The sequence below is a fragment of the Actinomycetota bacterium genome, assembly GCA_012837825.1.
Classification (GTDB): Bacteria; Actinomycetota; Humimicrobiia; order Humimicrobiales; family Humimicrobiaceae; genus Humimicrobium.
The window spans coordinates 1-23,180 of sequence record DUQM01000071.1 but is presented as its reverse complement, the minus strand read 5'-3'; the positions used below and the strand labels follow the sequence as shown (position 1 = coordinate 23,180).

Below are 23,180 nucleotides of genomic sequence, written 5' to 3'. Positions count from 1 at the left end.
TGGAAAAAATCTGCAATTTTATTAATTTTGAAGATGACGGCTATATTGTCGCCAAGCACATCGGTCTGGTTGAGACTGTTTCGGCAAAAGATAAAAAACAACATTTGCTAGATGTTTGGTTTGACCGCATTGAACCGGAAACAAAGTTCTGTGTCAAGACGACTATCGAAGAAGATGATGAATGGCTGCATTCATTTTATTATTTTAACGATGAGATTCCAACTGACCAAGACTTTCAAAAAACTATTGCTGACTATATTACCTTTGAAGCGAATATGATTACTCACGGACGAGGTTATCTCTTTGGCTTTGATTCCAAAGAAACTCTTGCTGACGGCAGTCAAGATAAGGTCAATAGTGCAAAGCAGGATGCTTATTTGAAGGTTGCCGAAGAGTCGGAGGAATATCATGAATAGATTATCACTTAATGATTGGGGATGGGGCGAGTTTAGAATAAAAGACTTGTTTGAAACTTTCATTGGCACCAACGGTTTACAAACACCTACAGGTGCTTATATTCCTAAAAAGGACTTAATCGATTCAATCACTCCTAGAATTACAGTGCGGGATACTAATAATGGGATCGATGGTTATGTTGAATCGAGACATAAGAACTTTAGAGTTTTCAGCAATTTTATAAGCGTGTCTTTTATGGGGAGTGCTTTTTATCATCCTTATGAAGCATCTTTGGACATGAAAGTCCACGCATTGATCCCCCGGAACTTTGAATTAACTAAAAATGTCAGCATATTTCTAATTAGGAGTATGAAAAATAATACAAAACTATTCTCATATGGAAATCAACTTTCAAGTACTGATTTACCATATCAGAGGATACTCTTACCTATCGATGAAAGAAACGACCCCAACTGGCAATTCATGGAGGACTATATCAAGCAGGAGCAGAAGATTATTACACAAAAGATTATTGACTACTACAAACAGCAGATTTTTCAGGAAAAATTTGATCTACACGGGCTTGAAGATATAGAGTGGCGCACTTTTAAATTTAACGAGATTTTTAAAGAAATTAAGCGTGGAAAGCGTCTAAAAAAAGCAGACCATCTTGAAGGCGATATTCCTTACGTTTCTTCTACTTCCCTTAATAATGGAGTAGATGGATTTATTGATAATAAGGAAAGCGTAAGAATATTTCAAAATAATCTGACAATTGCTAATAGTGGCAGTGTCGGGTCAACTTTTTATCACCAGTATGAATATGTAGCGAGTGATCATGTGACGAGCTTAACGCTGGAGAACGCTGACAAATATATATATTTATTCATGGCGACAATCGTGAAACGTTTGGAGGAAAAGTACTCCTTTAATCGTGAAATTAATGATAGGAGAATTCAAAAGGAACGGCTGATATTACCAGTTAATGAGAGCGGACATCCCCATTGGCAATACATGAGTCAGTATATGCAGAAAATAGAGGCTGCCAACATAAATAAAGTACTTGAATATATGTATATTAGCGGTTCGGCTGGAATAAGAGACGGAGATTTTGCAGGATAGCTGGGAAAACAGAGTTCAACAATTTATTTTACTGTGAGAACGATAATAAATGTTGATATGGAAAAGTAATCCGTCCGGGTATTGGAAGGAGTGTTAGCGATATGACAAGCCGCAGGGCAGATGCAACATTGTTTGGTTTCGACTTTCAAGTAAATGCTGCTATCGTTCTTATGTTAGATAATGTACGTGAATTAGAATTACTCCGTCTTGAAAGTGAATATGAAGATATTGATATTGAATTGGTCTCTGGAAAGCACATTCTTGCTCAAGCAAAAGCAGTAGTGAATAGCAGTTCTGACTTCAGAAATGTACGTAATAATTTAAAAAAAGCGTTAGAATCATTATCGGAGGGCAGTCGAAAAACACAAGTTGATAAGCTAATATTAATAACAAACTCGCCCAATCCTCTCAATGAAGACGCTTCGCGCAGTATTTTTTATGGTTCTGCACGACGGGATTTTTCAACGCTTCCTGAATCATCAAAAAAGATAATTACAGATTGTCTTTCAGCAATTGAACAGCCGTTGAATCCCGAAAAATTCCAAATTCGGATTATACCTTTCGAAACTGATGATGAAGCTGAACGTTATAAGGTTGTTTTGCAGGAAATCAACAATTTTATAGGAGAAATCAATCTTGATGTTCCTGGTCTTGGCAAGAAACTTCATAAAATTTGGTGTGCCGACATATTCAAAAATGGCTCTAAAAAGAATCTGAGTTTTAAGATTTCAAAAAAGGGCTTGATATGGCCAATTATTGTTATCGTTACAGATGTAGATCGAATGGAAAATGATTTTAGAGATAGGTTTGATTCTGTACATTATGATGAAATAGTGCGCCGTTACCGAGAAATAATCGATTCCTGTTGTGAACGTGTAGAGTTCTTTACAAAGATTCTTTACGACTATAATGACTATAAAAGCCTATCTACAGAGAAAGATAAATGCTTAAATTTTACAGAAGAAATGTGGAAAAATTATTCCTCTGAATTCAAAATTGATGACTTAGATGATGAAGTATTGGAGGGACTGACTAAGGTTATTGTCTACAATGTTATTCGCAGACGCTATGATATCGATCGCATTAAAAGAGGGGTACTTCTATGATTATTAGATCTATCCACATCAAGGAAGGTATGTTTTATCGTAAAATTAATTTTTCGCCAAAAGTTAATTTGGTTCACAGTCTGAAAAACAGTACGGGCAAAACAACTCTACTAAGACTTGTTCTATATTCTCTTGGATACAATATTCCTAATACAAGGAAAATGAAGTTCGAACGTTGTGAGGTTGAATCTGTAATTGACACTGAAACAAGTGGCACAATCATTCTTCTGAGAACAGCCGCCGATTATATTGTTGCTACGATAAATGGAAATAGAAATACTTTCGTGCTGCCTGAACAACAACATCAGTTACATGCTCTTATTTTTGGCACCGATAATAAAGATATTTTAGACAATTTACTTGGAGCTTTTTATCTAGATCAAGAGAAGGGCTGGACACTTCTTAACCGGGGAGTTGTCATAGGAAGCATCCGATTTAATATAGAAACACTAATCAGAGGACTGTCAGGAAGAGATTGTACGGATCTATTAAATACGGAAGTCAGATTGTCGCGGGAGTTGGAAAAATATCGTCAGATATCTAGTGTTGCTAAATATCAGGAAAAGATTGAGAAAGAAAGTGATTATATTACAATTGATCCATACAGCGAGAAATTAGTAATTGAACTTGAACAACTAACAATGGAAAAAAAACTAATTAAGAAAGAACTTTGCAGACTTGATCGTGCTATAAGTGACAATAGTCAATTCAAAAAGTTTATTTCAGAAATGAAGTTACTGATTAAAACACCCGATGGTAAAATGATTCTGGTTACTTCAGAAAATATAGTTGGATATGATGACAACATTGATTATCTGATAGCCAAACATAAACTAGTTTCAGCTAGACTTTCAGATGTACTTGATAATATAAAAAAAATAGAATTACAGCATGAGAAAGAAGCACAACAGCTGGCTTTTTTGGAGTCCGAGTCATTTACTGAGACTTTTGACAGAAAAATATCTAACATTTCAATAAATCCCGTCACAGTTAAGAGAGAAATTAATCAACTAGAGAACAAGCTGTCTAATATACGTAAATCTATTTCTGACCGCACAAGAGTAAATAACAGCATCGTATCAGAAATGCATGAAGCCGTCATAAAATATGCTATTGAGCTTGACATAGGCAATGATGAAACTATGCCACCGTCGTACCTGTTCACGTCAAATCTAAAAGAATTAACCGGCGCTGTTTTGCATAAGACGGTTTTTGCCTTTCGTCTTGCATATATTCTTATGATCGAAAAAGTTCTGGAAATCAAATTACCTATCATTCTTGACTCTCCAAGAGGAAAGGAAATTGATAAAGAAAATGTTCAACTCATGATTAATATTCTTAAACGTGATTTTTCAGATAACCAAATAATCATAGCATCAATATTTGAGTATGACTTTGACGAAGTAAATAAAATAGAAATTAACAATCGGTTGGTTGAAATGTATTAGTGTAATCCGCGATTCTTCTGAGTTTGCTAACATAGCATTTTTATATCAACCACTCAGTCCTTAGCCAACTTAAAACGCAGCTATTGATACAATCTCTCGTATTTATTAATAAATAACTGCTTTCTTTTGTTTTAGAAGCCTATTTTCTTTCTGGAATGGGTAGCGAAACCTCACTGCCGTCTTTGAAATGATAAAGCAAGGTGCAGGGGAACTTATGAAAAATAGTCCTATTATTTTTATTCAGCAACATTAAAAAAAGTAAAAATATATTATAATATTAACTATAATGTTAAATAGAAGGGTTTAAATGTATTCAGCTACACGGAGGATTAAAACAACAAAGCAACCAGGAGCGGGATATATAAAACCAAAAAATTTTACAACAATTGAGTTAAATGACGGAGTAGAATTATTTACAAAGGAGAGTATATACAGTGGATTGGTTGGGCTTTAGCAAGAGGAGCAATCAACATATCAGTTCATGATAAGTATGCCGGGGCTATCATTGACAAACTTTTATTTCGACTTATTGTTGCTGACATAATGGTTGCAAAAATGTTGTTTCAGGATGTAATTTCCGACGCAATCCCGACTTTAAACCCCGGTGCATAATCAGAAGAAAGAGCTGACTGCCATGAATTTAAATCTGCTCCGGACGGCTAACAGGTCATTGACCTGGTGCAAGACTTTTCAACCGGGTTGATTGTTTTTGGTGCAGCACTAGTTCCGGCAGGAACTATCGAATATGTCAGAGAAATAAATTAAGTAAATCGGTTTGTAACCGAGACATTTTTAGCTAGAATGCGCTACTCAAAGTAGCGCTCTAAGAAAAAAATAAAAAAAGAGAGGAGTTTTAGCATGAAAGGTTGGGAATTTACAGACACACATATTCCCCTTAAGCTGGTGGAGAAACCGGATCCGGTGGCCAAGCCCGGTTTTGTAGTCATTGAGGTCAAGGCAGCTGGGCTATGTCACTCCGATGTGGCGGCTCTGGAAGATCCTGGTTGGATAGGGATTATCACCGCCCATCCCATGTATATGGGGCATGAGAACGCCGGCATCATAACCGAAATTGGAGAGGGAGTTCAAGGGTTTAAGGTAGGAGATCGTGTTGGAGTCGCTCCTATATCGGCCCGGCTCAGTTCCGAAACTGGACGCTCCTGGGCCATCGGTTATCAGATTGACGGAGGGTATGCCGACAAACTACTGGTTCCTGATGATTGTCTGGTTCCATTGCCTGATGAGGTCAGTTTTCTGGAAGGTGCTGCTGCTACTGATGCCGGCATGACTTCTTATCACGCCTTGTATAAAGTTGGTGGTGCCAAGCCAGGTATGAAGATCGGCATTATCGGTATCGGAGGGTTGGGTCAGTTTGCCGCCGGCATGGCTCTTATCGACGGCTGCGAGGTATATGCTTGTGATGTCAGCCCGGAAGCACGCAAGCTAGCTGAGGATATGGGCATTCAACACGTTTACGATAACGTTATGGATATGGCGCCAGCTCAGTGCGAGGTTATAGTTGATTATGCCGGGTTCGGTCAAACCACAGCTGATGCGCTGGAAGCAGTGGCTCCTGGCGGCAAGGTAGTTGTGGTTGGCATGGGCAAATTGGAATCTACTATCAACACCAAATCCTTGATTCTTAAGGCGGCCCAGGTTGCCGGCAGCGTGGGCGGCACTGCCGAAGACATCAAGGACGTATATGCTTATTTTGCTACCGGTAAACTCAAACCGCAGCTACATCAAATATCTTTTGAAGAAATTCCGGAAGGCTTGGAGCGCCTTCATCGTGGTGAAGTTAAAGGACGTTTAGTTGCTGTCAGATAGCATCAATCTGTTTGCAAAGCCCTCCCGGAGCAATCCCGGGAGGGCTTTGATTTGATCATTTTTGCAAGGAGATTAGCCTGGACACTACTCATTTGTGTCCTGGCAACAGATAAGGTACAATAGTTCTGTAAAGTTGAACAGCTTTCAGAAAAGTAACAGACACGAACACAGCCACTTGGTAAGATAAAGTTACCACACAAAATCTGCTAAAAAAATAAGTCACATAATCGTGTTCAATAAGATTGTATAATTAAATAAAGGAGCCATAGGGCTTGAGCTTAGGAAGTCGGTATGCCGACTGGAAGATATCACCGAGGTCCTGTAAGACACCAAAGTATCCACAACAGTCAGTACCTGAACAATAACTGGTGAAATTTAAGGAAGCTATAAAAGGCTTTATGCAGCATTATAGCTGAAGTGGGGGGTGCTAGATTTAACCATACCTGCTGTGTCAGCAAATTAATAAACAAGAAAAGATATTTTATATTCTAAATTTACATAGAAAATGTTTATTTTGGTAAAGGAGAAAGGATTGCGACAGAGTAAAGAAATTGAAGTAGGAATTGGATTTGTGACGGGGCGCAGAAGCTTTCAACGAGTATTAAAAACCAATATTTATAATTGGAATGAAAGCGGGTTGACAAAAAGAAAGAATATTCACTTAAATCTTTTGACGGCATATGATCTGAAATATTCCAATACAGAAGCTACGAACTATACAAATATCAGCAAGCCGCTGTTGGATTTGATAGACGACACCTACTTTATTGGTAAGACAGTCATTCAAAAAGAAATCGACTATTTGGTAGAGGAAAAGGTAATCAATGAGGCGCAGGGCCAGTTGATTTTTGGCAGTGGTTATGCGGGCAAGCGCAACATTATCCTGTACACGGCCCTAAAAAACAATATGGATTATCTGCTCTTTCTTGATGATGACGAATATCCGGTGGCGGTAACCAACATCCGTTCCTCAGCGGTTTGGGGCGGCCAACATGTATTGGAAACCCATCTGCGCAATATCAAACAGGCCGATATTACAAACGGACATCATTGCGGATATGTCTCTCCCATTCCATATATTGAGTTTAACGATATTCTAAAGGAGCAGGATTTTCGTTTATTTATCGAGGCGATCAGCAACGATATAGTCAATTGGGATACGATTCAAGCAGTTATGCGCAATGGAGGAGTGACGTACGCGGACACAAAAATATTGGTAAGCGATGAGGCGGAGGAAGTAAGGGAAGTAAATCATATGAAGTTTATTTCCGGTGCCAACCTGTGTATTAATCTAACGAAACCTAACCGAGTCAGCCCCTTTTACAATCCACCTGGCGCACGAGGTGAAGATACTTTCTTAAGCACTTGTTTAAGCGAGCGAAAAGTATTGCGTGTGCCATGCTATACGTTTCACGACGGTTTTTCTACATATCGTCATCTGCTGGACGGTGTACTTCCAATAAAACTGAAACATATTCAAGCGGATTCAGAACCGATCATTATGCGTTTTTATCGTGCCTGTATTGGGTGGATCCGGTACAAACCACTTCTACTATATATTACACAACAAGCGTGCTACGATGAAAAAATTGATGAGATGCGCAAACGTTTTTTCACAACGCTTCCCAGGTTCTGTGCATATTTTGGGCGCGAGGACTTCATGAATGTCTCAAAAGAGCTGGAACGCTACAACAGAAACGTAAAAAAACATTATCAGCAGTATCTTGAAGCACAGCAAATATGGGCAAACATTTGTGAATTTCTTTCGGTCAGGCATCCCAGACAACAATAAATGTGATGCTATGCTGAGCCAAACCGACATAAGTGTATTCATTGAGACAAAAAAGACATGAACGGCGCAGTGGCTTATATGTATTCCAAGGAGCTAAGGTTCAAAAAAGCTTTAACTTTAATCAATGCCTCAGTTGTTTTTTTTAAGCAAAGTTTAAAAAGAAACAAAGGTTGCTGACATATACTGAGTTGACCTGACTCTGTAGAATTGATCCAAAAGCATAATTAGAATAGAATAAACCCGTGAGAAAGAAAAACTGAAAAAGTCAATTATGCACAGAGTTTCTGCAAGAAAGAGTAAGTGATGACAGATATTGAAACTTTCAGAAAAAAGGAATTCTCAATAAGAGAACTTCGTCTAAAAAACGCAAAAAAGCAAAAGCTTATAATCACCAAATCTAATCCGGATCGACTTCATATCGTCTATGTCATGACTCATGTCGACGTGTGCGGTGGGAGTAAGATAATTTTCGAACATGTGAACCACCTTGTCAAAGCAGGACAAAAGGTATCTATGGTATCGCATTTTGAATTTCCAAAATGGTTTCCAATAAGCAGTGAGGCGGAATATATTAAAGTTCCCTTTGAGAATGAACTTGCGCTTGGAATTCCTTCGTGTGATGTTATTGTTGCCACTTACTGGCGGGAAATATATGAGTGCATCTCAAGAGAACTTGCTCCGGTGGTATACTTTGAGCAGGGAGACTACCACCTATTTGACTGGAACGGGGTTTCACAGAGGGAAAAGGACTATATATACAAGCAGTTCCAACTCGTTCCGTTTATATTCACAGTTTCGAAAGGTGCTAGCAGGCAGATCAAGAAGGTGTTTGGCAGACATTCTACTATTATTAACAATGCAATTGACCATAAAGTATTTTTTAGTGACGATTCCGGGGCTAAAAATAGTAGTAACAGGAATTACACCATTGCCATAATTGGAAGTGACCGAAACGAATTCAAGGGTATAAACGATATAAAAAAAGCTTTATCGATATTGGAAAAAAATGGATATTGTCTAGATCTAAACTGGATCTCTCCCGACGAGCCGCTAGATCCCGGAGGCAAAGTTTTTATTAATCCCAAACAGGAAATAATTGGAGAAAAGCTTAGAGAATCTGATTTTTTTGTCTGTGCTTCGCTTTATGAGTCTTTCTCGCTGCCTGTCCTCGAGGCAATGGCGTGTGGATGTGCAGTGATTACGACAAAAAATAATGGCGTGATAGAATACGCAGAGGATAACAAAAACTGTCTTATGATTGCCATGAACGATCCTGAAGATATTGCCAAAAAAATAGTTAAGCTAATAAAGGATGATGATCTGAGAGAATCGATCATAACTGAAGGCCTCAAGACGTCCTCAAGGTTCACATGGGAACACATAACGCCTCGACTAATCAACTATTATAGGAAAGTATCTCGCTTTTCGCCGATCCATACATTGGATTGATAATTATAGAATACCGAGATTTTGACGCAGATAGTCTTGCATGCTGTTCACTATTCTCACATCATTAGTAAAGCAACGGCTCCGGGTTACTCACAGATATGTCTTATAAATCCCAAATAAATCGGGACATATTGCAACAAATACTATGCCATAGCATGACATTTTGCTATACAATCCCGTTGCATAGCGGCTATTTTAAGTGTGACAAAACCAATTATCCGACAACGGATGTATGCAACTTTCCCGGAAAAATAGTGATATGTTTCACTAAGATAGCTAACGATAGATTATCCTGTCCCGTCCCTCTCGTTTGGCGTGATAGAGGTTTTTGTCTGCAGCTTCTATAAAGTCAGAGTAAGAAGTTCCTCTGACATAACTGCTGAGTCCACCGGAAAGTGTGACCGGTTTACCATGACTCCATGAATGTGTTCTTACATGGTCGCTAAGAGCTCGCACTGTAGGCAGTACTTCCGTCGGGTTTTTGCCTGGAAACAACACCACAAACTCTTCTCCGCCATATCGACCGAAAATCTCTCCTTCTGTCAGACTGGCTTTCATGATTTGCGCAATATTGAATAGCACATCGTCACCATACTCGTGTCCGTAAGTATCGTTTATTTCTTTGAAATGATCAATGTCCAGAATGCAAAGCGTCAATCGTGAGCCTGTATCGTATGCCCGGCGCATTTCCTCGTCAATGCTCGCTGATAGAAAGCGGCGGTTATTTAAGCCGGTTAGTGCATCAGTCAGCGATAGGCACTCCAGGCGACGCACCAAGCGCGTCTTTTCATCACGCACTCTCGCATATTGCCCCACAACCGTATAAGCTAAGATAGAATTGACCACGAGACTCATGGTCAGACCGAACGCCAAATCTGAATAATGTGATGTACGGGTGGGGTACGGTATGAAAATATCCGGGAAATGGTATTCCAGCGCGATAAAGGCAATCAGCATTATTGCTTCCATGGCTAGCATACTGGTACGCACTGCTCCTTTAAAAACGATAGCTATGCACAGACCACCCGTGAGCATCAGGGAAGCGGTGGGGCCGGTTGCTCCGCCAATTGTGAACCACAGAAAAGGAATCAGAAAAAACACGGAGGTACCTATGACAATCACAGCAGCTCCGTACCAACGCTTTTTGACTATGCTATATAAAACGCTTGAAATGGTTAACACGAGGTACGATATGAGTACCGGCAGCGTAAATATGCCTAAGCCCTCTAAAATATTATAACCGAGTCCAAATATGGACATAAAAATACCGGCACCGGCAGTATACAAAAAAACAAGGTGATCCAGTGGAAGTTCCTTATTATAAATTTGTTGAAACGTTCTTTTAAACAAACCGATTGTTGTTTGTGAAGCGGTGCTTTCTTTATTATCCTCTATTCTTTTTAAGTTATTTTGCATTGCTATTATCATCTCCTCATTATTAAGACTGCTTGGATTAAAAAAGGTGTCAATTTTCAGTGGCCATCAGCTTATTCTCTATGGCTGTGGGAATTTTTAAGTCTTCTGCAAATAAAGACAAGGCCACCAAGCCGGCTTGAGTGAATGTATGTTTGTACCGGTATGAAATTGTAAAATGTACAAGCTCAACACATCACCGGCTATGTGCTATGTTGGAGCTGTCTGGCGGACTTGAACCGCCGATCTGCTGCAATCAGCTACTTGGGCTGATACACATTAACATATGGCCATTTCAGGACATTTTTCATACTAATATATTATATACTCATTTCCGTCAAAAGATAATTCAAAGTTACAGATACTTCTATAGGAAGACGGCTACTGTTTCAGCGTAAAGGATTCTCATCTATAAAATCTGTCGGAACCGTGAAGCTTGTGTGTTGCTTAAAATTTTTCCAAAGTTGCTTTTTTGTAAAAGATTTAGTTATATTTGAAATAATTAAATAAAATATGGCATATATCTGTAAATGTAGATTAAATACAATGAAGAAGACACAAATAAACACTTTATTAATTTTTGCAATAATTTTTTTTGCAGCAATCATTATTTTAAACGGCTGCAGCGGCAGAGCCGATATAAAAACCCTCGTAAAAAACAAGCTGACAAGCGAAGATGAAATGAATGTTGCCGTCGCTATTGTGGAAGAATTTTTTAATCATCTGAAATCCGAAGACTATGAAAAAGCGTATGGACTTTTATCATTAAAAGATAAAAGGAAGCACGATCTTTCTGATTTCAAGGAAGAATTTAAAAACGTTACCAGAATAATTGAAGTTGAAACAAACTGGGTGGAGATTAAAAATAATATTGCAAATGTGGGTATAGACCTGACTGACTTATATGATGGTGAAGAAAAAGTATATAAGGATTTAATCGTTTCTTTACTTAAAGGAGAAGACGGAAGCTGGGGAATAAACTTCTGGCATTGAATATTACTTCTGACATTGTATATTAGATAATACAAATAAAATATTATAAAACTAGAATTGAGGGAAAATTGATAATTTTGTTTCTTGGTGATGTCATAGGCAATCCGGGAAGAAAATGTCTGGAAGCCGGTCTGGATTCTCTGGTTTCCGAAAATAATGTAGATGCAGTTATAGTAAATGCGGAAAATGCAGCAGGAGGACTGGGAATTACTCCGGATGTTAGCGACCATATTTTAAGGCTCGGAGTAGATGTTATTACAACCGGAAATCATATATATAAAAAGAAAGACATATATGAGTATCTGGAAAAAGAACCAAGGCTTCTTAAGCCGGCCAATTATCCGCCACAGACTCCGGGCAATGGCAGCATTATTTTTTCAAACAGAAAAACCAAAGGTTATGAAATTGCTGTATTCAACCTTTGTGGCAGAGTCTTTATTGATAACTTTGACTGCCCTTTCAGGGCATCCGATAAAATAATTGAATTTCTTTCAAGAAGAACCCCGATAATTATACTTGATTTTCATGCAGAAGCTACCAGTGAAAAAATAGCCATGGGATGGTATCTTGATGGAAAAGTAAGTGCAGTTCTGGGAACACATACGCATGTCCAGACTGCAGATGAAAGAGTTCTTCCGAAAGGAACGGCGTACATGACAGATGTGGGTATGTGCGGGCCAAGGAATTCTGTCATCGGGGTAAAAAAAGAGATAATAGTAGATCGTTTCATAAATATGCTTCCCAACAGATTTGATATTGCCAGTTCGGACAACTGGATAAATGGTGCTGTAATAGACATAAATGAAAGTAGCGGAAAAGCTGTCTCCATAAAAAGAATCAGTAAAAAAATTCATGACTGATTTCTTGATGCTTTCTTTAAATAATATTATTTTTTAACTTCCTATGGATATTTTAAAAATAGCTTCAGATACTGTCGATAAGTTTAATATGATTTCCGCAAATGACAGAGTGCTCATATCTGTTTCAGGAGGACCTGACTCTGTTTTTCTTACGCTTTTCCTGTCCGGGCTTGCAGAAAAATATAAAATCAGGCTTTTTGCATTCCATCTTGATCACCTGACAAGAGAAGGTGATTCGACAAGAGATGCAGAATTTGTCAGGGATTTCTGCAGTGATCTCTCAATCCCGCTTTTTACAGAGAAAATAGATTCAGCCGGATGGTGCAGGGAAAGAAAAATGAATTTTCAGGAAGGGGCAAGGCTGCTCAGAAAAGATTTTCTTGATAAATATGCATTGGAAAACAATATAGACAAAATAGCGCTTGCACATAATGCAGATGATCTTGCTGAGACTTTTATCATAAATATGCTGAGGGGATCCAATCTTAAAGGCATAAGCACCATCAGACCATATTCAGGAAAAATAATAAGACCTCTTGTATATATATATAAAAAAGACATTCTTTCCTATCTTGATGAAAATGATATAAATTACTGTACTGATTACACAAATCTGAAAGAAGATTATCTGAGAAACAAAATAAGAATCTCGCTGATTCCATTTATTCAGGAAAATTTCAGAAAAGATATTAAAAAGAAAATTCTTAAGATAGCCGAAGCCGCAGGAGAAGCTGATGAATTCATTGAAAAAATAACCCAAAATACTTTTATTGACATGCTCTCTGAAAATAATAGTTTTAAAGAGATAAAAACTACAGGCATTCTGAAGCTTGATATCGGATCTTTTTTGGCTCTTGATGAAATAATAAAAAAGAGAATTATTCTGTCAGCGATAGATTTGCTTAAAGGAGACAAAAGAGATATCGGAGAGAGAAAGATAAAGGATATATTGAGAATAATAACAAATGCAAAGCCATCGGCTCTGGACATAAGTAAAAATTTAAAAATTTCAGTTTCAGGAGGATTTATATATTTCTTTGACACAGCAAAAATCGGACCGGACAGACTATCTGCTTCGTTATCAGAGGGGTTATATAAAAATTTTCTTGGAAAAGAAATAAAGGAAAAAGAAATAGTTATTTTTGATGATAAGGATCTTGAGAAACTTGATTCAAATAAAAATATACTGAAGAAAAATCTGGAGAAATATAATATCAGCTTTGAGTTCAGACTGGCTTCCTCCCGGAACACAGATATCGGAAGACTTAAATCTCTTCCTGAAAATGAAGCTATGTTTGATCTTTCAGAGATAGCTTTTCCGCTAAAGCTGAGAAGCTGGCGGGAAGGTGATTATTTCAAACCTTTTGGAGAAAAATACCGAAAGAAGCTGCATGATTTTTTCATAGATATAAAATTACCTAAAGAATGTCGAAGATTTGTTCCCCTTATTTCTGACAGTGAAAGAATATTATGGGTATTTTCCTTCAGGACAAGTGATGTTGTGAGAATAAAAGAAACTTCTGACAAAATACTGCATGTCAAAGCCTGTATTGGAAAATAGAAAATAAAACTGTTAATTTTTCATAATATAGATTTAAAAGTAGCCAAATATCTGATTTAATAATTTATATAAATATTAATTTCTTTTTGGAGAAAATATGGGAGAGGAAAAACAAGAGTACGAAAAAATAAGCAGGCTCGACAATATAAAAGTTTTGATTTCCGAAAAAGAACTGCAGGACAGGATTAGCGTGCTTGGAGAACAGATTTCCATTGATTATGATGGGAGAATTCCTGTTCTTATCTCTGTTTTAAAAGGTTCCTTTATTTTTATTGCAGATCTGTGCAGAAAAATAAGCATTCCAATTGTATTTGACTTCATGGCGGTTTCAAGCTATGGGAATTCAATGGCAAGCTCGGGAGTGGTGAGGATTACCAAGGATCTGGACTATAATATTCAGGGGAAAGATATTTTGATTGTTGAGGATATAGTCGATTCCGGAAGAACACTTCATTATCTGATAAGAAATATCCAGGCAAGAAATCCGGGAAGCCTGGAAGTATGTACCCTCCTGGATAAAGATGTTAAGGGAAAAATCAAAAATATAATAAAATATAAAGGATTTGATATTCCTGATGAATTTGTTGTTGGTTATGGCCTTGATTATGCAGAAAATTATAGAAATCTGCCTTATATAGGCTATATTGAAAATGGATAATAAATGATATAAGATTGAGTTTTATTTTTTATCTATTGATTTTTCGGGAATACAGGATAAAAAAGCAGGGGAAAGAATTAATTTAATAGGAGTTGATTTGATTTGAAAAGAAATTTTAAAAATATAGCGCTTTTAATCCTTCTTGTTGTGGTGATGTTTTTCATATTCAGAAACCCGTTATTTTTAGCTCCACAGGTAAAGGATATTACGCTTAATGAATTCATCACAAAAATAGAGAACGAAGAGATAAACACTGCTGAACCTATAACAATAAAGGGAGAAGATAAAATAGCCGAGGGAGTTTTCAAGGATGGCACCAAATTCAAAATGATTTTTCTTGACGATTATGATATTTCGAATCTTTTAATTAAGAATGACATACCTTTTAAAGTAGATAATCAGCAGCAGTCCATCTGGATACAGATACTTGTAAGCGCATTACCGTTTATTATAATGTTCGGCCTGATATTCTTCCTTTTTAACCAGATGCAGGGAGGCGGCTCAAGGGTTATGCAGTTTGGCAAGAGCAAAGCCAGGGTATCAGGTAAAAGCAAGAACAAAGTTACATTTAAAGATGTGGCCGGAGTAGATGAAGCAATCGAAGAATTAAGAGAAATTGAGGAATTCCTTGAAAATCCGGGCAAATTCAAAGCGATGGGTGCCAAAATTCCCAAGGGAGTTCTGCTTTACGGTCCTCCCGGAACAGGGAAGACATTGCTTGCCAGAGCTGTAGCAGGAGAAGCGGGTGTTCCGTTCTACAGCATAAGCGGTTCCGAGTTTGTAGAAATGTTTGTAGGTGTCGGCGCCTCAAGAGTAAGAGATCTTTTTGCCCAGGCAAAAGCAACGCAGCCTTCAATTATATTTATGGATGAAATAGATGCAGTCGGAAGGCACAGGGGAGCTGGTCTTGGCGGCGGGCATGATGAAAGAGAACAGACATTAAACCAGCTTCTTGTGGAAATGGATGGATTCGATGCAGACAGCACGGTAATACTTATAGCTGCCACAAACAGACCTGATATTCTTGATCCGGCTCTTTTAAGACCGGGAAGATTTGACAGACAGATAGTTGTAGACAGGCCGGATATAATAGGCCGGGAAAAAATACTGGAAGTACATGCACGGGGCAAACCACTGGATAAAGATGTTATGCTCAAAACCATAGCAAGGCAGACGCCTGGTTTTACCGGTGCTGATATTGCCAACCTGTTCAATGAATCAGCGCTTCTTGCTGCAAGACATAACAAAAAGAAAATAAGCATGTTTGAGATAGAGCAGGCTATTGAACGGGTAATTGCCGGTCCGGAAAAGAAGACCAGAGTTATATCAGAAAAAGAGAAGAGAATAATTGCTTTTCATGAAGCAGGACATGCTCTTCTTGCATATATTCTTCCAAACACAGATCCTGTTTATAAAATATCAATTATTTCAAGAGGAAGAGCGCTCGGGTATACAATAACTCTTCCTGAGGAAGACAGGTTCCTGAGATCAAAATCCGAGATATTTGATAATATAAAAATGCTCCTTGGCGGCAGAGTAGCGGAACAGATCATCTTTAATGATATAACAAACGGAGCACAGAATGATATTGACAGAGCAACAAAATTTGCAAGGCAGATGGTTACGGAATATGGCATGAGCGACAAGCTTGGTCCTCTTGCTTTTAAAGGCGAACAGGATGAAGTATTTCTGGGTAATCAGCTGATCTCAAAACCTCATTACAGCGAGAAAGTAACTTCCATGATAGACGATGAAGTTCATTCCATTATTGACAGCTGCTATAATGCTGCAAAAGATATTCTTGTGGAAAACAATGATGTTTTAAACGAACTTTCATTAAAGCTGATAGAAAAGGAGACGCTTGACAAGGAAGAAGTCATCGGGATACTTGGTAAAATAAAAGTAAATAAAAATGAAGGTTTCAGAACGAAGGAATATAATGATGAAGAAACCGGTAAAAAAACTGAGATAAAAAAGAGAACAAGAAAAGCAAGCGTTTCCAAAAGCACAGGAACCGATGATTTTAAAGAAAATATTTCTGAAAAAAATAATTAAAAAGTCAGGTTCAGTTGGATAAGAAGCTGATAGAAGAAGGCGTAAAAAATATTCTAAAAGGTATCGGCGAAGATCTCGAAAGAGAAGGTCTCAAAGATACTCCCAGAAGAGTAGCAGAGATGTATGAAGAAATCTTTTCCGGCATTGACCAGGAGCCTTCCTCTGTGCTTAAAACCATGTTTGACGAGAATCATGATGAAATAATCATAATTAAAGATATTCCTTTTTATTCAGTCTGCGAACATCACCTTATTCCGTTTATCGGGAAAGCTCACGTAGCATATATACCAAATACCAGTGGTAAAATCGCAGGTTTGTCAAAGATTACCAGGATGTTTGATATTGTTGCCAAAAGGCCTCAGGTTCAGGAAAGACTTACGACTGTTGTTGCAGATACTTTAATGAAAAAACTGGAAGCAAGAGCTGTGATGGTAATTGTTGAGGCTGAACATCTCTGTATAAGCATGAGAGGCGTAAAAAAACCAAAAACACTTACGGTTACTTCTGCTGTCAGAGGATTGTTCAGAAGAAATGCTGCTTCCCGTGCTGAAGCAATTGCTCTTATTAAAGATGGAATATAAGATAAGACAACTGTTCTTAAATGATAAAGCCGAAGCGGAAAAAGAATTTGCCAGAATAAAGGCTGCTCCCCACGGCATCAGAATAATGTCTGAAAAGCTTTTCAATCTTGTTTTAAAGATAAAAGAAGTAGACAACAAGGCTGCCAATATAATAAAACAGGAGATGCTTTCAAGAAACGGGGAGGCTGTTCTGTCCAGAGACTCTATTTATCTGGGTAGTGAAAAATCAGACATAATAATTTTCGGCACTGAAAAAAGCATAAGAAGTCTTGCGGAAAAGATGAAAAGCCAGCCTTTTGGCTTAAAACTTCTTTCGGAAGAGTTGAAAAATTTTCTTGACCACATAAATGATTCTGCAAAAAAAAATAGTTTAAAAATAGCTGGAAAGATATTTTCGGCAGGCGAAAAACCTTTGATAATGGGTATTTTGAATACAACTCCTGATTCGTTTTATGATGGCGGAAAATATTTAAATGCCGGCAAAGCTGTCGAAAGAGCACTTCAGATGATTGCAGAAGGCGCGTCAATTATAGATTTAGGCGGTATGTCAACAAGACCCGGTTCGGAAGAAGCAGATACTGAAGAAGAAATAAAAAGAACCATACCTGTTATTAAAGAAATAAAACGGCAAAGCGATGTAGTCATTTCAATAGATACATACAGAAGCAGGGTGGCAGAAAAAGCAATTGATGCGGGAGCTGATATAATCAATGACATAAGCGGTCTTGTGCTTGATAGTGAAATGATAAAAACGGTATCTTCGACCAAAGCATATATTGTTATTATGCACATGAAGGGAACTCCCAAAGATATGCAGATTAACCCCGTTTACAAAGATGTAACTGAAGAAATATATTCTTTTCTTTACACCCAGGCAAATTCTGCAATCAAGTCAGGCATAGAAAAGGACAGGATAATAATAGACCCCGGAATAGGTTTTGGAAAAACTGTTGAGGATAATTATACGATTCTTAAAAATATTGAAGAGTTCAAAAGTCTTAATATGCCGATATTGATAGGAGCATCCAGAAAATCTTTTATAGGAAAAGTACTGAATCTTTTACCTGAGGAGAGGCTTGAAGGAAGTCTTGCAGTGGCATCTTACTGCGCTGTAAAAGGAGTTGATATTCTGAGAGTCCATGATGTTAAGGAAACGCTCAGAGCTGTCAAAGTAATAAATGCAATGAGGATATAAAGAATGATGTTTAAGATATTGGTGAAAAATCTTGTTCTTTTCGGTTTTCATGGAGTCAATGAATCTGAAAAGAAAAAAGGCCAGTATTTTATTTATAACCTAAAAATCAAGTTAAAAGAAAGTTATGCATTAAAAGAAGACAGTATCAAAAATACAGTAAATTATTCGGAAGCAATAAGATTATTAAAAAAAATAAACAGCGAAAAAAGATTCGATCTTCTGGAAACACTTGCATTTGCCTGCGCATCGGAACTGATAATGATGTCGGATCTTATTGAAGAAGTAAAAATAACCATTGAAAAACCAAAGCCACCCATAAAGGAAAAACTTGGAAGTGTCGGTGTCAGCTATAAATTAAAGAGAAGAGATTTCCTTAAATCAAGTGACGAAAAAGACAGTGAAAGCAATATGGCAGATATTGCCGAAAACAGATCCAGAACATGTTTTCTTTCCCTCGGAACAAATATCGGTAACAGGCTTGACAACCTGAGACGAGCGGTTTCTCTCTTATCCGGTAAAAATATTCTGAAGATTTCAAAATCTTCATCAATATATGAAACTGAGCCTATGTATTTTAAAGAACAGCCGGCATTTTATAATCTTGTCCTGCAAGCTGAAGTCAAAACGGAAACAAGCCCGTTTGTTCTTCTGGGTTATCTCAAAGAGATTGAATATGAAATGGGCAGACAAAGCAATACATCTGGGAACAGCCCGAGGATAATAGACATTGATTTGATTGATATTGAAAACATAGTTATAGAAAGCGATATTCTCAAACTGCCTCATCCCGGGATGAAGGAAAGAAATTTTGTTCTTATTCCTATGTCAGAAATAGCACCCGCATACAAAATCAATGGAATATCAATAAAAGAGTATATAAATAAATGTAATTTTCAGGAAAGTGTCACCAGAATCAGAGAAAATATACTGATTATATAAAACTATTATTTGCAACTGGCTGAATTTCTTTAAAATTTTTATACCATCGATACTGTCGCCGGAATTTTATTTATTCCATTGCAGAAGCAAAAAGATTTCCTATCTTGTGGAAGCATTTTAATGTCTTTTTTATTTAAGCTCTATTTATTATAATATGTTAGCAATTGTAATAATTTGCTTTGCTGGTTTTTTGAAAATACTAATTAATTTTAATATCGATTAATTCAGGAGTAATAATGTTTCTTGCAATAGATATTGGCAATACCCATACAGTCATAGGGTTATTCAGGGAAGACGAAATAATTGCTTCATGGAGAATTGGAACTTCCCGCTACAAGTATGAAACGTCTGATGAAATGGGAACAATCATAATAAATTTCCTTAAAAATTCCGGATTTGAGAAAAATGAGATAAAAGATATAGCTATTTCCAGTGTTGTTCCCAGGGTCATGAATGAGATTGGGAATATGAGCAGAAAGTATTTCAGGGTTGAACCGCTGATTATAGACAGCACCATAAATACGGGACTTAAAACATTATATGATTTTCCGGAGGAGATAGGTGCTGACAGGATAGCCAATTCAGTGGCAGCAATCGATTTATACGGTAAGCCGGCCATAGTGGCTGACTTCGGTACCGCAACTACATTTGATATAATATCTTGCGCCGGCGAATATGTGGGCGGAGTAATAGCTCCGGGAATTGAAATTTCGTCCGAGGCATTGTTTAATGTAGCGGCTAAACTTTCAAAAGTTGATTTAAACTGGCCTGAAACCATAATAGGAAAAAACACCTCTCATGCTCTCAGAGCCGGAATTCTTTACGGTTTTCTCGGGCAGGTGGATTATATCCTTGAAAAGATTATTGAAGAAATGAATGCTTCAGGAAAAAAGTTTGATCCGGTTATTATAGGTAATGGCGGACTATCTGTTCTCCTTGAAAATAAAAGCCGCTATATCAATGTTTTTGACATGAATCTTACTCTTAAAGGAATAAGGATTTTGTTCAAAAGAAATAAAAAATAGTTTCTACAATCATTATTTATATTTCAGTATTTCAGATTATGGTTTTTAAAGATATTGCAGATATATTATCCCGGCTTGAAAAAACAGTTTTTCCGTTATTTGAAAATCTAAGAAAAGAATATGACTGTAAAAATTACCCTGATCTTTCACAGACTGAGTACAGCTCTTTTTTTATCGGGAATGTAAAAATAAATAATCCTGTGATTTCTGCACCTATGGCAGGCATCAGTGATAACACTTACAGGATTTTTGCAAGATTTTTTGGCAGCTCTCTTCTTTATTCTGAAATGGTTACAAGCTATGGACTGTTTTACAAACACAGCAAATCAATCGAAATGACTCATGCCACTGAATTTGAAAGACCTTTTACTCTCCAGTTATTTGGTGCAAAGCCTGAAATCGTCGCAGATGCTGCTTCAATGGTTGAAGACAGGGCAGAAATAATTGATATAAACATGGGTTGTCCTGTTCCAAAAGTAATAAAGACAGGCAGCGGGGGAGCTCTTTTAAAAGATGAAGAATTGATGAAGCAGATTGTAAGAAGGGCAAGAAAGTCTATAAAAAAACCCCTGACAGTAAAACTGAGGCTGGGATGGGATTTTGATTCAGTTAATATTGAAAGAACAGCTATGATCGCAGAGAGTGAAGGGGCTGATGCAATAGCGGTTCATGCCAGAACCGTAAGACAGGGATACAGCGGTCATGCTGATTATTCGCATATAAGCAATTTAAAAAAGAAAATAAAAATACCTGTTATAATAAGCGGAGACATACATAATCCTTTTAAAGCCTTAAGATTATTGCGGAATATAAATTGTGAAGGGATAATGATAGGAAGAGCAGCAAGAGGAAATCCATGGATTTTTGCAATAATTCTTATGGGGATTATTCTTTCAGACAAGAAGATGTCTGATGAGAATGCTGCTGATTTTCTAAAAAAGTTTGAAAAAGATATTGATTATTTTTTAAATAACGATATAAAAGTAAAGATACTTATTTTATATCTGAAATCTTTAATTCTTTTTATAGGAGAGGAAAAGGCGGTTAAGGAGTTTCGTAAGATTCTTGGCTGGGCTTTTAAAGGAATAAGAAATATAACGGATATAAAAAAAGACTTCTTTAAAATAAATACTTTTTCGGAAGCAGAAAAAGTAATGACTGGCTTAATCGGGATGTAGCGCAGCTTGGTTTAGCGCGCAGCGTTCGGGACGCTGAGGTCGGGGGTTCAAATCCCTCCATCCCGACCATAACTTAAGAATTTAAAGAATAATATGCCAGGAAGTGTTTAAACATGTCGGTGACATGTTTATACCGGGGATTTGAAAAGACGGACTGAGCAGGGCGAGGGAGTCTGCGGCTCTGCAGCGAACCGAAGGTGAGACGAAAGACCAAATCCCTCCATCCCGACCATAACTTAAGAATTTAAAGAATAATATGCCAGGAAGTGTTTAAACATGCCGGTGACATGTTTAAACCGGGGATTTGAAAAGACATCGGACTGGTGGAAGATAGCCAGTTATCTCAGAAACCTAAGACAAAAGCAGGTTATTTGGCAAAATAAAAGGAATATCTTGAAATTCAATATATAAATATGTAAATTATAATAACTTAAAAACCTTTCTGAAGGAGGTGAAAATGAAAAGGAAAAATCTTATGGAAATAGTGCAGGAAAAGTACAAGCACAAAAGAAGAGTCGTCGCTCCTCTGCTGGGTTTTCCGGGTGTGGATATAACCGGCAGCAATATAAAAATAGCTCAGCAGAATTATGGCGAACATTACAAAGTAATAAAAAAACTTGCCGAGATGTTCGAGCCGGATCTCATTTTCCCGCTTATGGACCTTTCAGTAGAAGCAAATGCACTCGGAAGATATACTATTTTTCCAAGAGAAGAGTCTGCAACAGTTCCAAAAGATAAATTTGTTTCTGAGGATATCGACAGAATCAGGGAGATAAATATAGGTTTTGACAGCAGGATAAACGGATATGTAAATACAGTCAAACTTATGAAACTTGGAATAAATGAAGATATTTTCAAGGGTGCTTATGTAATAGGTCCTTATTCGCTTGCTGCTTTGATTATGGGTGCTGATGAAGCGGCCATGTGTTCGGTTATGGAACCTGAAAAGCTTGCCAGATTATGTGAGCTTTCTGTGGATAAGATACATAAATATGTAAATATGCTTATATCGGCAGGCGCAGAAGCAATATGCATTCTTGAACCTACTGCTGTTATGCTTGGCCCCAAGCAATTCAAAGAATTCTCAACCAGATATGTCAAACACATAGTAGACAGCTGCAAATTCGCCGGAGTAAGTACGATATATCATATATGCGGAAATACCAACCATCTTATAAACGAAATGGTAGATTCAGGAGTTGACGGAATCAGCCTTGATTCAAAAGAAGTAGGAATCGACATGGTGGAAATAGCCAAGATGCTTACAAAAGATGTTTTAATAATAGGCAATATTAATCCGACCGGCGCTATGCTCATAGGAAAGCCGGAAGATGTAAGAAAAGAAGTCAAATCCTTGATGAAAATGATGGATCCGTATGTAAATTTTGTTCTCAGCACAGGGTGTGACCTTCCGCGGGAGACACCTCTCGAAAATATCAAAGCGTTCATGGAAACAGGTAAAAACTACAAAATAGAATAGTACTGTACAAGCATATTATTGTGATATGTTTATATAATATTATTTTAAAAACTTTTGCCAGAAATTATATATTAAAGAGGCTTCCCATACAGGGGAGCCTTT

General features: G+C 37.4%; 19 protein-coding genes and 1 tRNA gene. 19 read left to right on the top strand and 1 reads right to left on the bottom strand.

Annotation, left to right across the window (positions count from 1 at the left end; genetic code table 11):
• The 7 genes from GXZ93_05470 to GXZ93_05440 form a co-directional block, all read left to right on the top strand.
• A partial coding sequence (locus GXZ93_05470; GenBank protein ID HHT79228.1) for an SAM-dependent DNA methyltransferase occupies positions 1 to 416 on the top strand: 416 nt, incomplete at its 5' end.
• Complete coding sequence (locus tag GXZ93_05465; GenBank protein ID HHT79227.1) at positions 409 to 1,518, top strand: restriction endonuclease subunit S; 1,110 nt, start codon at positions 409 to 411, stop codon at positions 1,516 to 1,518. The genes GXZ93_05470 and GXZ93_05465, both read left to right, overlap by 8 nt.
• Positions 1,519 to 1,619: 101 nt before the next feature.
• The gene (locus GXZ93_05460; GenBank protein HHT79226.1) at positions 1,620 to 2,624 is read left to right on the top strand and encodes a hypothetical protein; all 1,005 of its coding nucleotides are present in this window, start codon (positions 1,620 to 1,622) and stop codon (positions 2,622 to 2,624) included.
• Positions 2,621 to 4,072, top strand: coding sequence for a hypothetical protein (locus GXZ93_05455; GenBank protein ID HHT79225.1), 1,452 nt, complete (start codon positions 2,621 to 2,623; stop codon positions 4,070 to 4,072). Before GXZ93_05460 ends, GXZ93_05455 begins: the two co-directional genes overlap by 4 nt.
• Before the next feature lie 858 nt (positions 4,073 to 4,930).
• Positions 4,931 to 5,899 (top strand): zinc-binding dehydrogenase, encoded by a 969-nt coding sequence (locus tag GXZ93_05450; GenBank protein ID HHT79224.1) that lies wholly within the window; start codon positions 4,931 to 4,933, stop codon positions 5,897 to 5,899.
• Positions 5,900 to 6,404: 505 nt separating this feature from the next.
• Positions 6,405 to 7,691: a hypothetical protein gene (locus GXZ93_05445; GenBank protein HHT79223.1), complete on the top strand. Its 1,287-nt coding sequence runs from the start codon at positions 6,405 to 6,407 to the stop codon at positions 7,689 to 7,691.
• Positions 7,692 to 7,994: 303 nt separating this feature from the next.
• Positions 7,995 to 9,140: a glycosyltransferase family 4 protein gene (locus tag GXZ93_05440; protein HHT79222.1), complete on the top strand. Its 1,146-nt coding sequence runs from the start codon at positions 7,995 to 7,997 to the stop codon at positions 9,138 to 9,140.
• Between the two features lie 276 nt (positions 9,141 to 9,416).
• Here GXZ93_05440 and GXZ93_05435 read toward each other — a convergent pair whose 3' ends face one another.
• Positions 9,417 to 10,556: a GGDEF domain-containing protein gene (locus GXZ93_05435; protein HHT79221.1), complete on the bottom strand. Its 1,140-nt coding sequence runs from the start codon at positions 10,554 to 10,556 to the stop codon at positions 9,417 to 9,419.
• Between the two features lie 543 nt (positions 10,557 to 11,099).
• Here GXZ93_05435 and GXZ93_05430 point away from each other — a divergent pair.
• The 12 genes from GXZ93_05430 to GXZ93_05375 all read left to right on the top strand — a co-directional run bounded on the left by GXZ93_05430 (position 11,100) and on the right by GXZ93_05375 (position 23,078).
• Positions 11,100 to 11,546: a hypothetical protein gene (locus GXZ93_05430; GenBank protein ID HHT79220.1), complete on the top strand. Its 447-nt coding sequence runs from the start codon at positions 11,100 to 11,102 to the stop codon at positions 11,544 to 11,546.
• 68 nt (positions 11,547 to 11,614) lie between these two features.
• Positions 11,615 to 12,406: a TIGR00282 family metallophosphoesterase gene (locus GXZ93_05425; protein HHT79219.1), complete on the top strand. Its 792-nt coding sequence runs from the start codon at positions 11,615 to 11,617 to the stop codon at positions 12,404 to 12,406.
• A gap of 88 nt (positions 12,407 to 12,494) precedes the next feature.
• Complete coding sequence (gene tilS, locus GXZ93_05420) at positions 12,495 to 13,967, top strand: tRNA lysidine(34) synthetase TilS (protein ID HHT79218.1); 1,473 nt, start codon at positions 12,495 to 12,497, stop codon at positions 13,965 to 13,967.
• 97 nt (positions 13,968 to 14,064) lie between these two features.
• Positions 14,065 to 14,625 carry a hypoxanthine phosphoribosyltransferase gene (hpt, locus tag GXZ93_05415; GenBank protein HHT79217.1) on the top strand — a complete coding sequence of 187 codons (561 nt, stop codon included), beginning with the start codon at positions 14,065 to 14,067 and terminating at the stop codon, positions 14,623 to 14,625.
• Between the two features lie 153 nt (positions 14,626 to 14,778).
• On the top strand, positions 14,779 to 16,680 hold the full coding sequence (locus GXZ93_05410) for an ATP-dependent zinc metalloprotease FtsH (protein ID HHT79216.1): 1,902 nt from the start codon (positions 14,779 to 14,781) through the stop codon (positions 16,678 to 16,680).
• Between the two features lie 14 nt (positions 16,681 to 16,694).
• Positions 16,695 to 17,261 carry a GTP cyclohydrolase I FolE gene (gene folE / locus GXZ93_05405; protein HHT79215.1) on the top strand — a complete coding sequence of 189 codons (567 nt, stop codon included), beginning with the start codon at positions 16,695 to 16,697 and terminating at the stop codon, positions 17,259 to 17,261.
• Entirely contained in the window at positions 17,251 to 18,456 is a 1,206-nt protein-coding gene (gene folP, locus GXZ93_05400) for a dihydropteroate synthase (GenBank protein ID HHT79214.1), read from the top strand. The genes folE and folP overlap by 11 nt, the downstream gene beginning before the upstream one ends.
• Before the next feature lie 3 nt (positions 18,457 to 18,459).
• The gene (folK, locus tag GXZ93_05395) at positions 18,460 to 19,395 is read left to right on the top strand and encodes a 2-amino-4-hydroxy-6-hydroxymethyldihydropteridine diphosphokinase (GenBank protein ID HHT79213.1); all 936 of its coding nucleotides are present in this window, start codon (positions 18,460 to 18,462) and stop codon (positions 19,393 to 19,395) included.
• Between the two features lie 236 nt (positions 19,396 to 19,631).
• The gene (locus GXZ93_05390; protein ID HHT79212.1) at positions 19,632 to 20,420 is read left to right on the top strand and encodes a type III pantothenate kinase; all 789 of its coding nucleotides are present in this window, start codon (positions 19,632 to 19,634) and stop codon (positions 20,418 to 20,420) included.
• A 38-nt stretch (positions 20,421 to 20,458) separates the two neighbouring features.
• On the top strand, positions 20,459 to 21,598 hold the full coding sequence (gene dusB, locus GXZ93_05385; protein ID HHT79211.1) for a tRNA dihydrouridine synthase DusB: 1,140 nt from the start codon (positions 20,459 to 20,461) through the stop codon (positions 21,596 to 21,598).
• Positions 21,589 to 21,667, top strand: a tRNA-Pro gene (locus GXZ93_05380). The genes dusB and GXZ93_05380 overlap by 10 nt, the downstream gene beginning before the upstream one ends.
• Before the next feature lie 460 nt (positions 21,668 to 22,127).
• Entirely contained in the window at positions 22,128 to 23,078 is a 951-nt protein-coding gene (locus tag GXZ93_05375; GenBank protein ID HHT79210.1) for a uroporphyrinogen decarboxylase (URO-D), read from the top strand.
• The last annotated feature ends 102 nt before the right edge of the window (positions 23,079 to 23,180 follow it).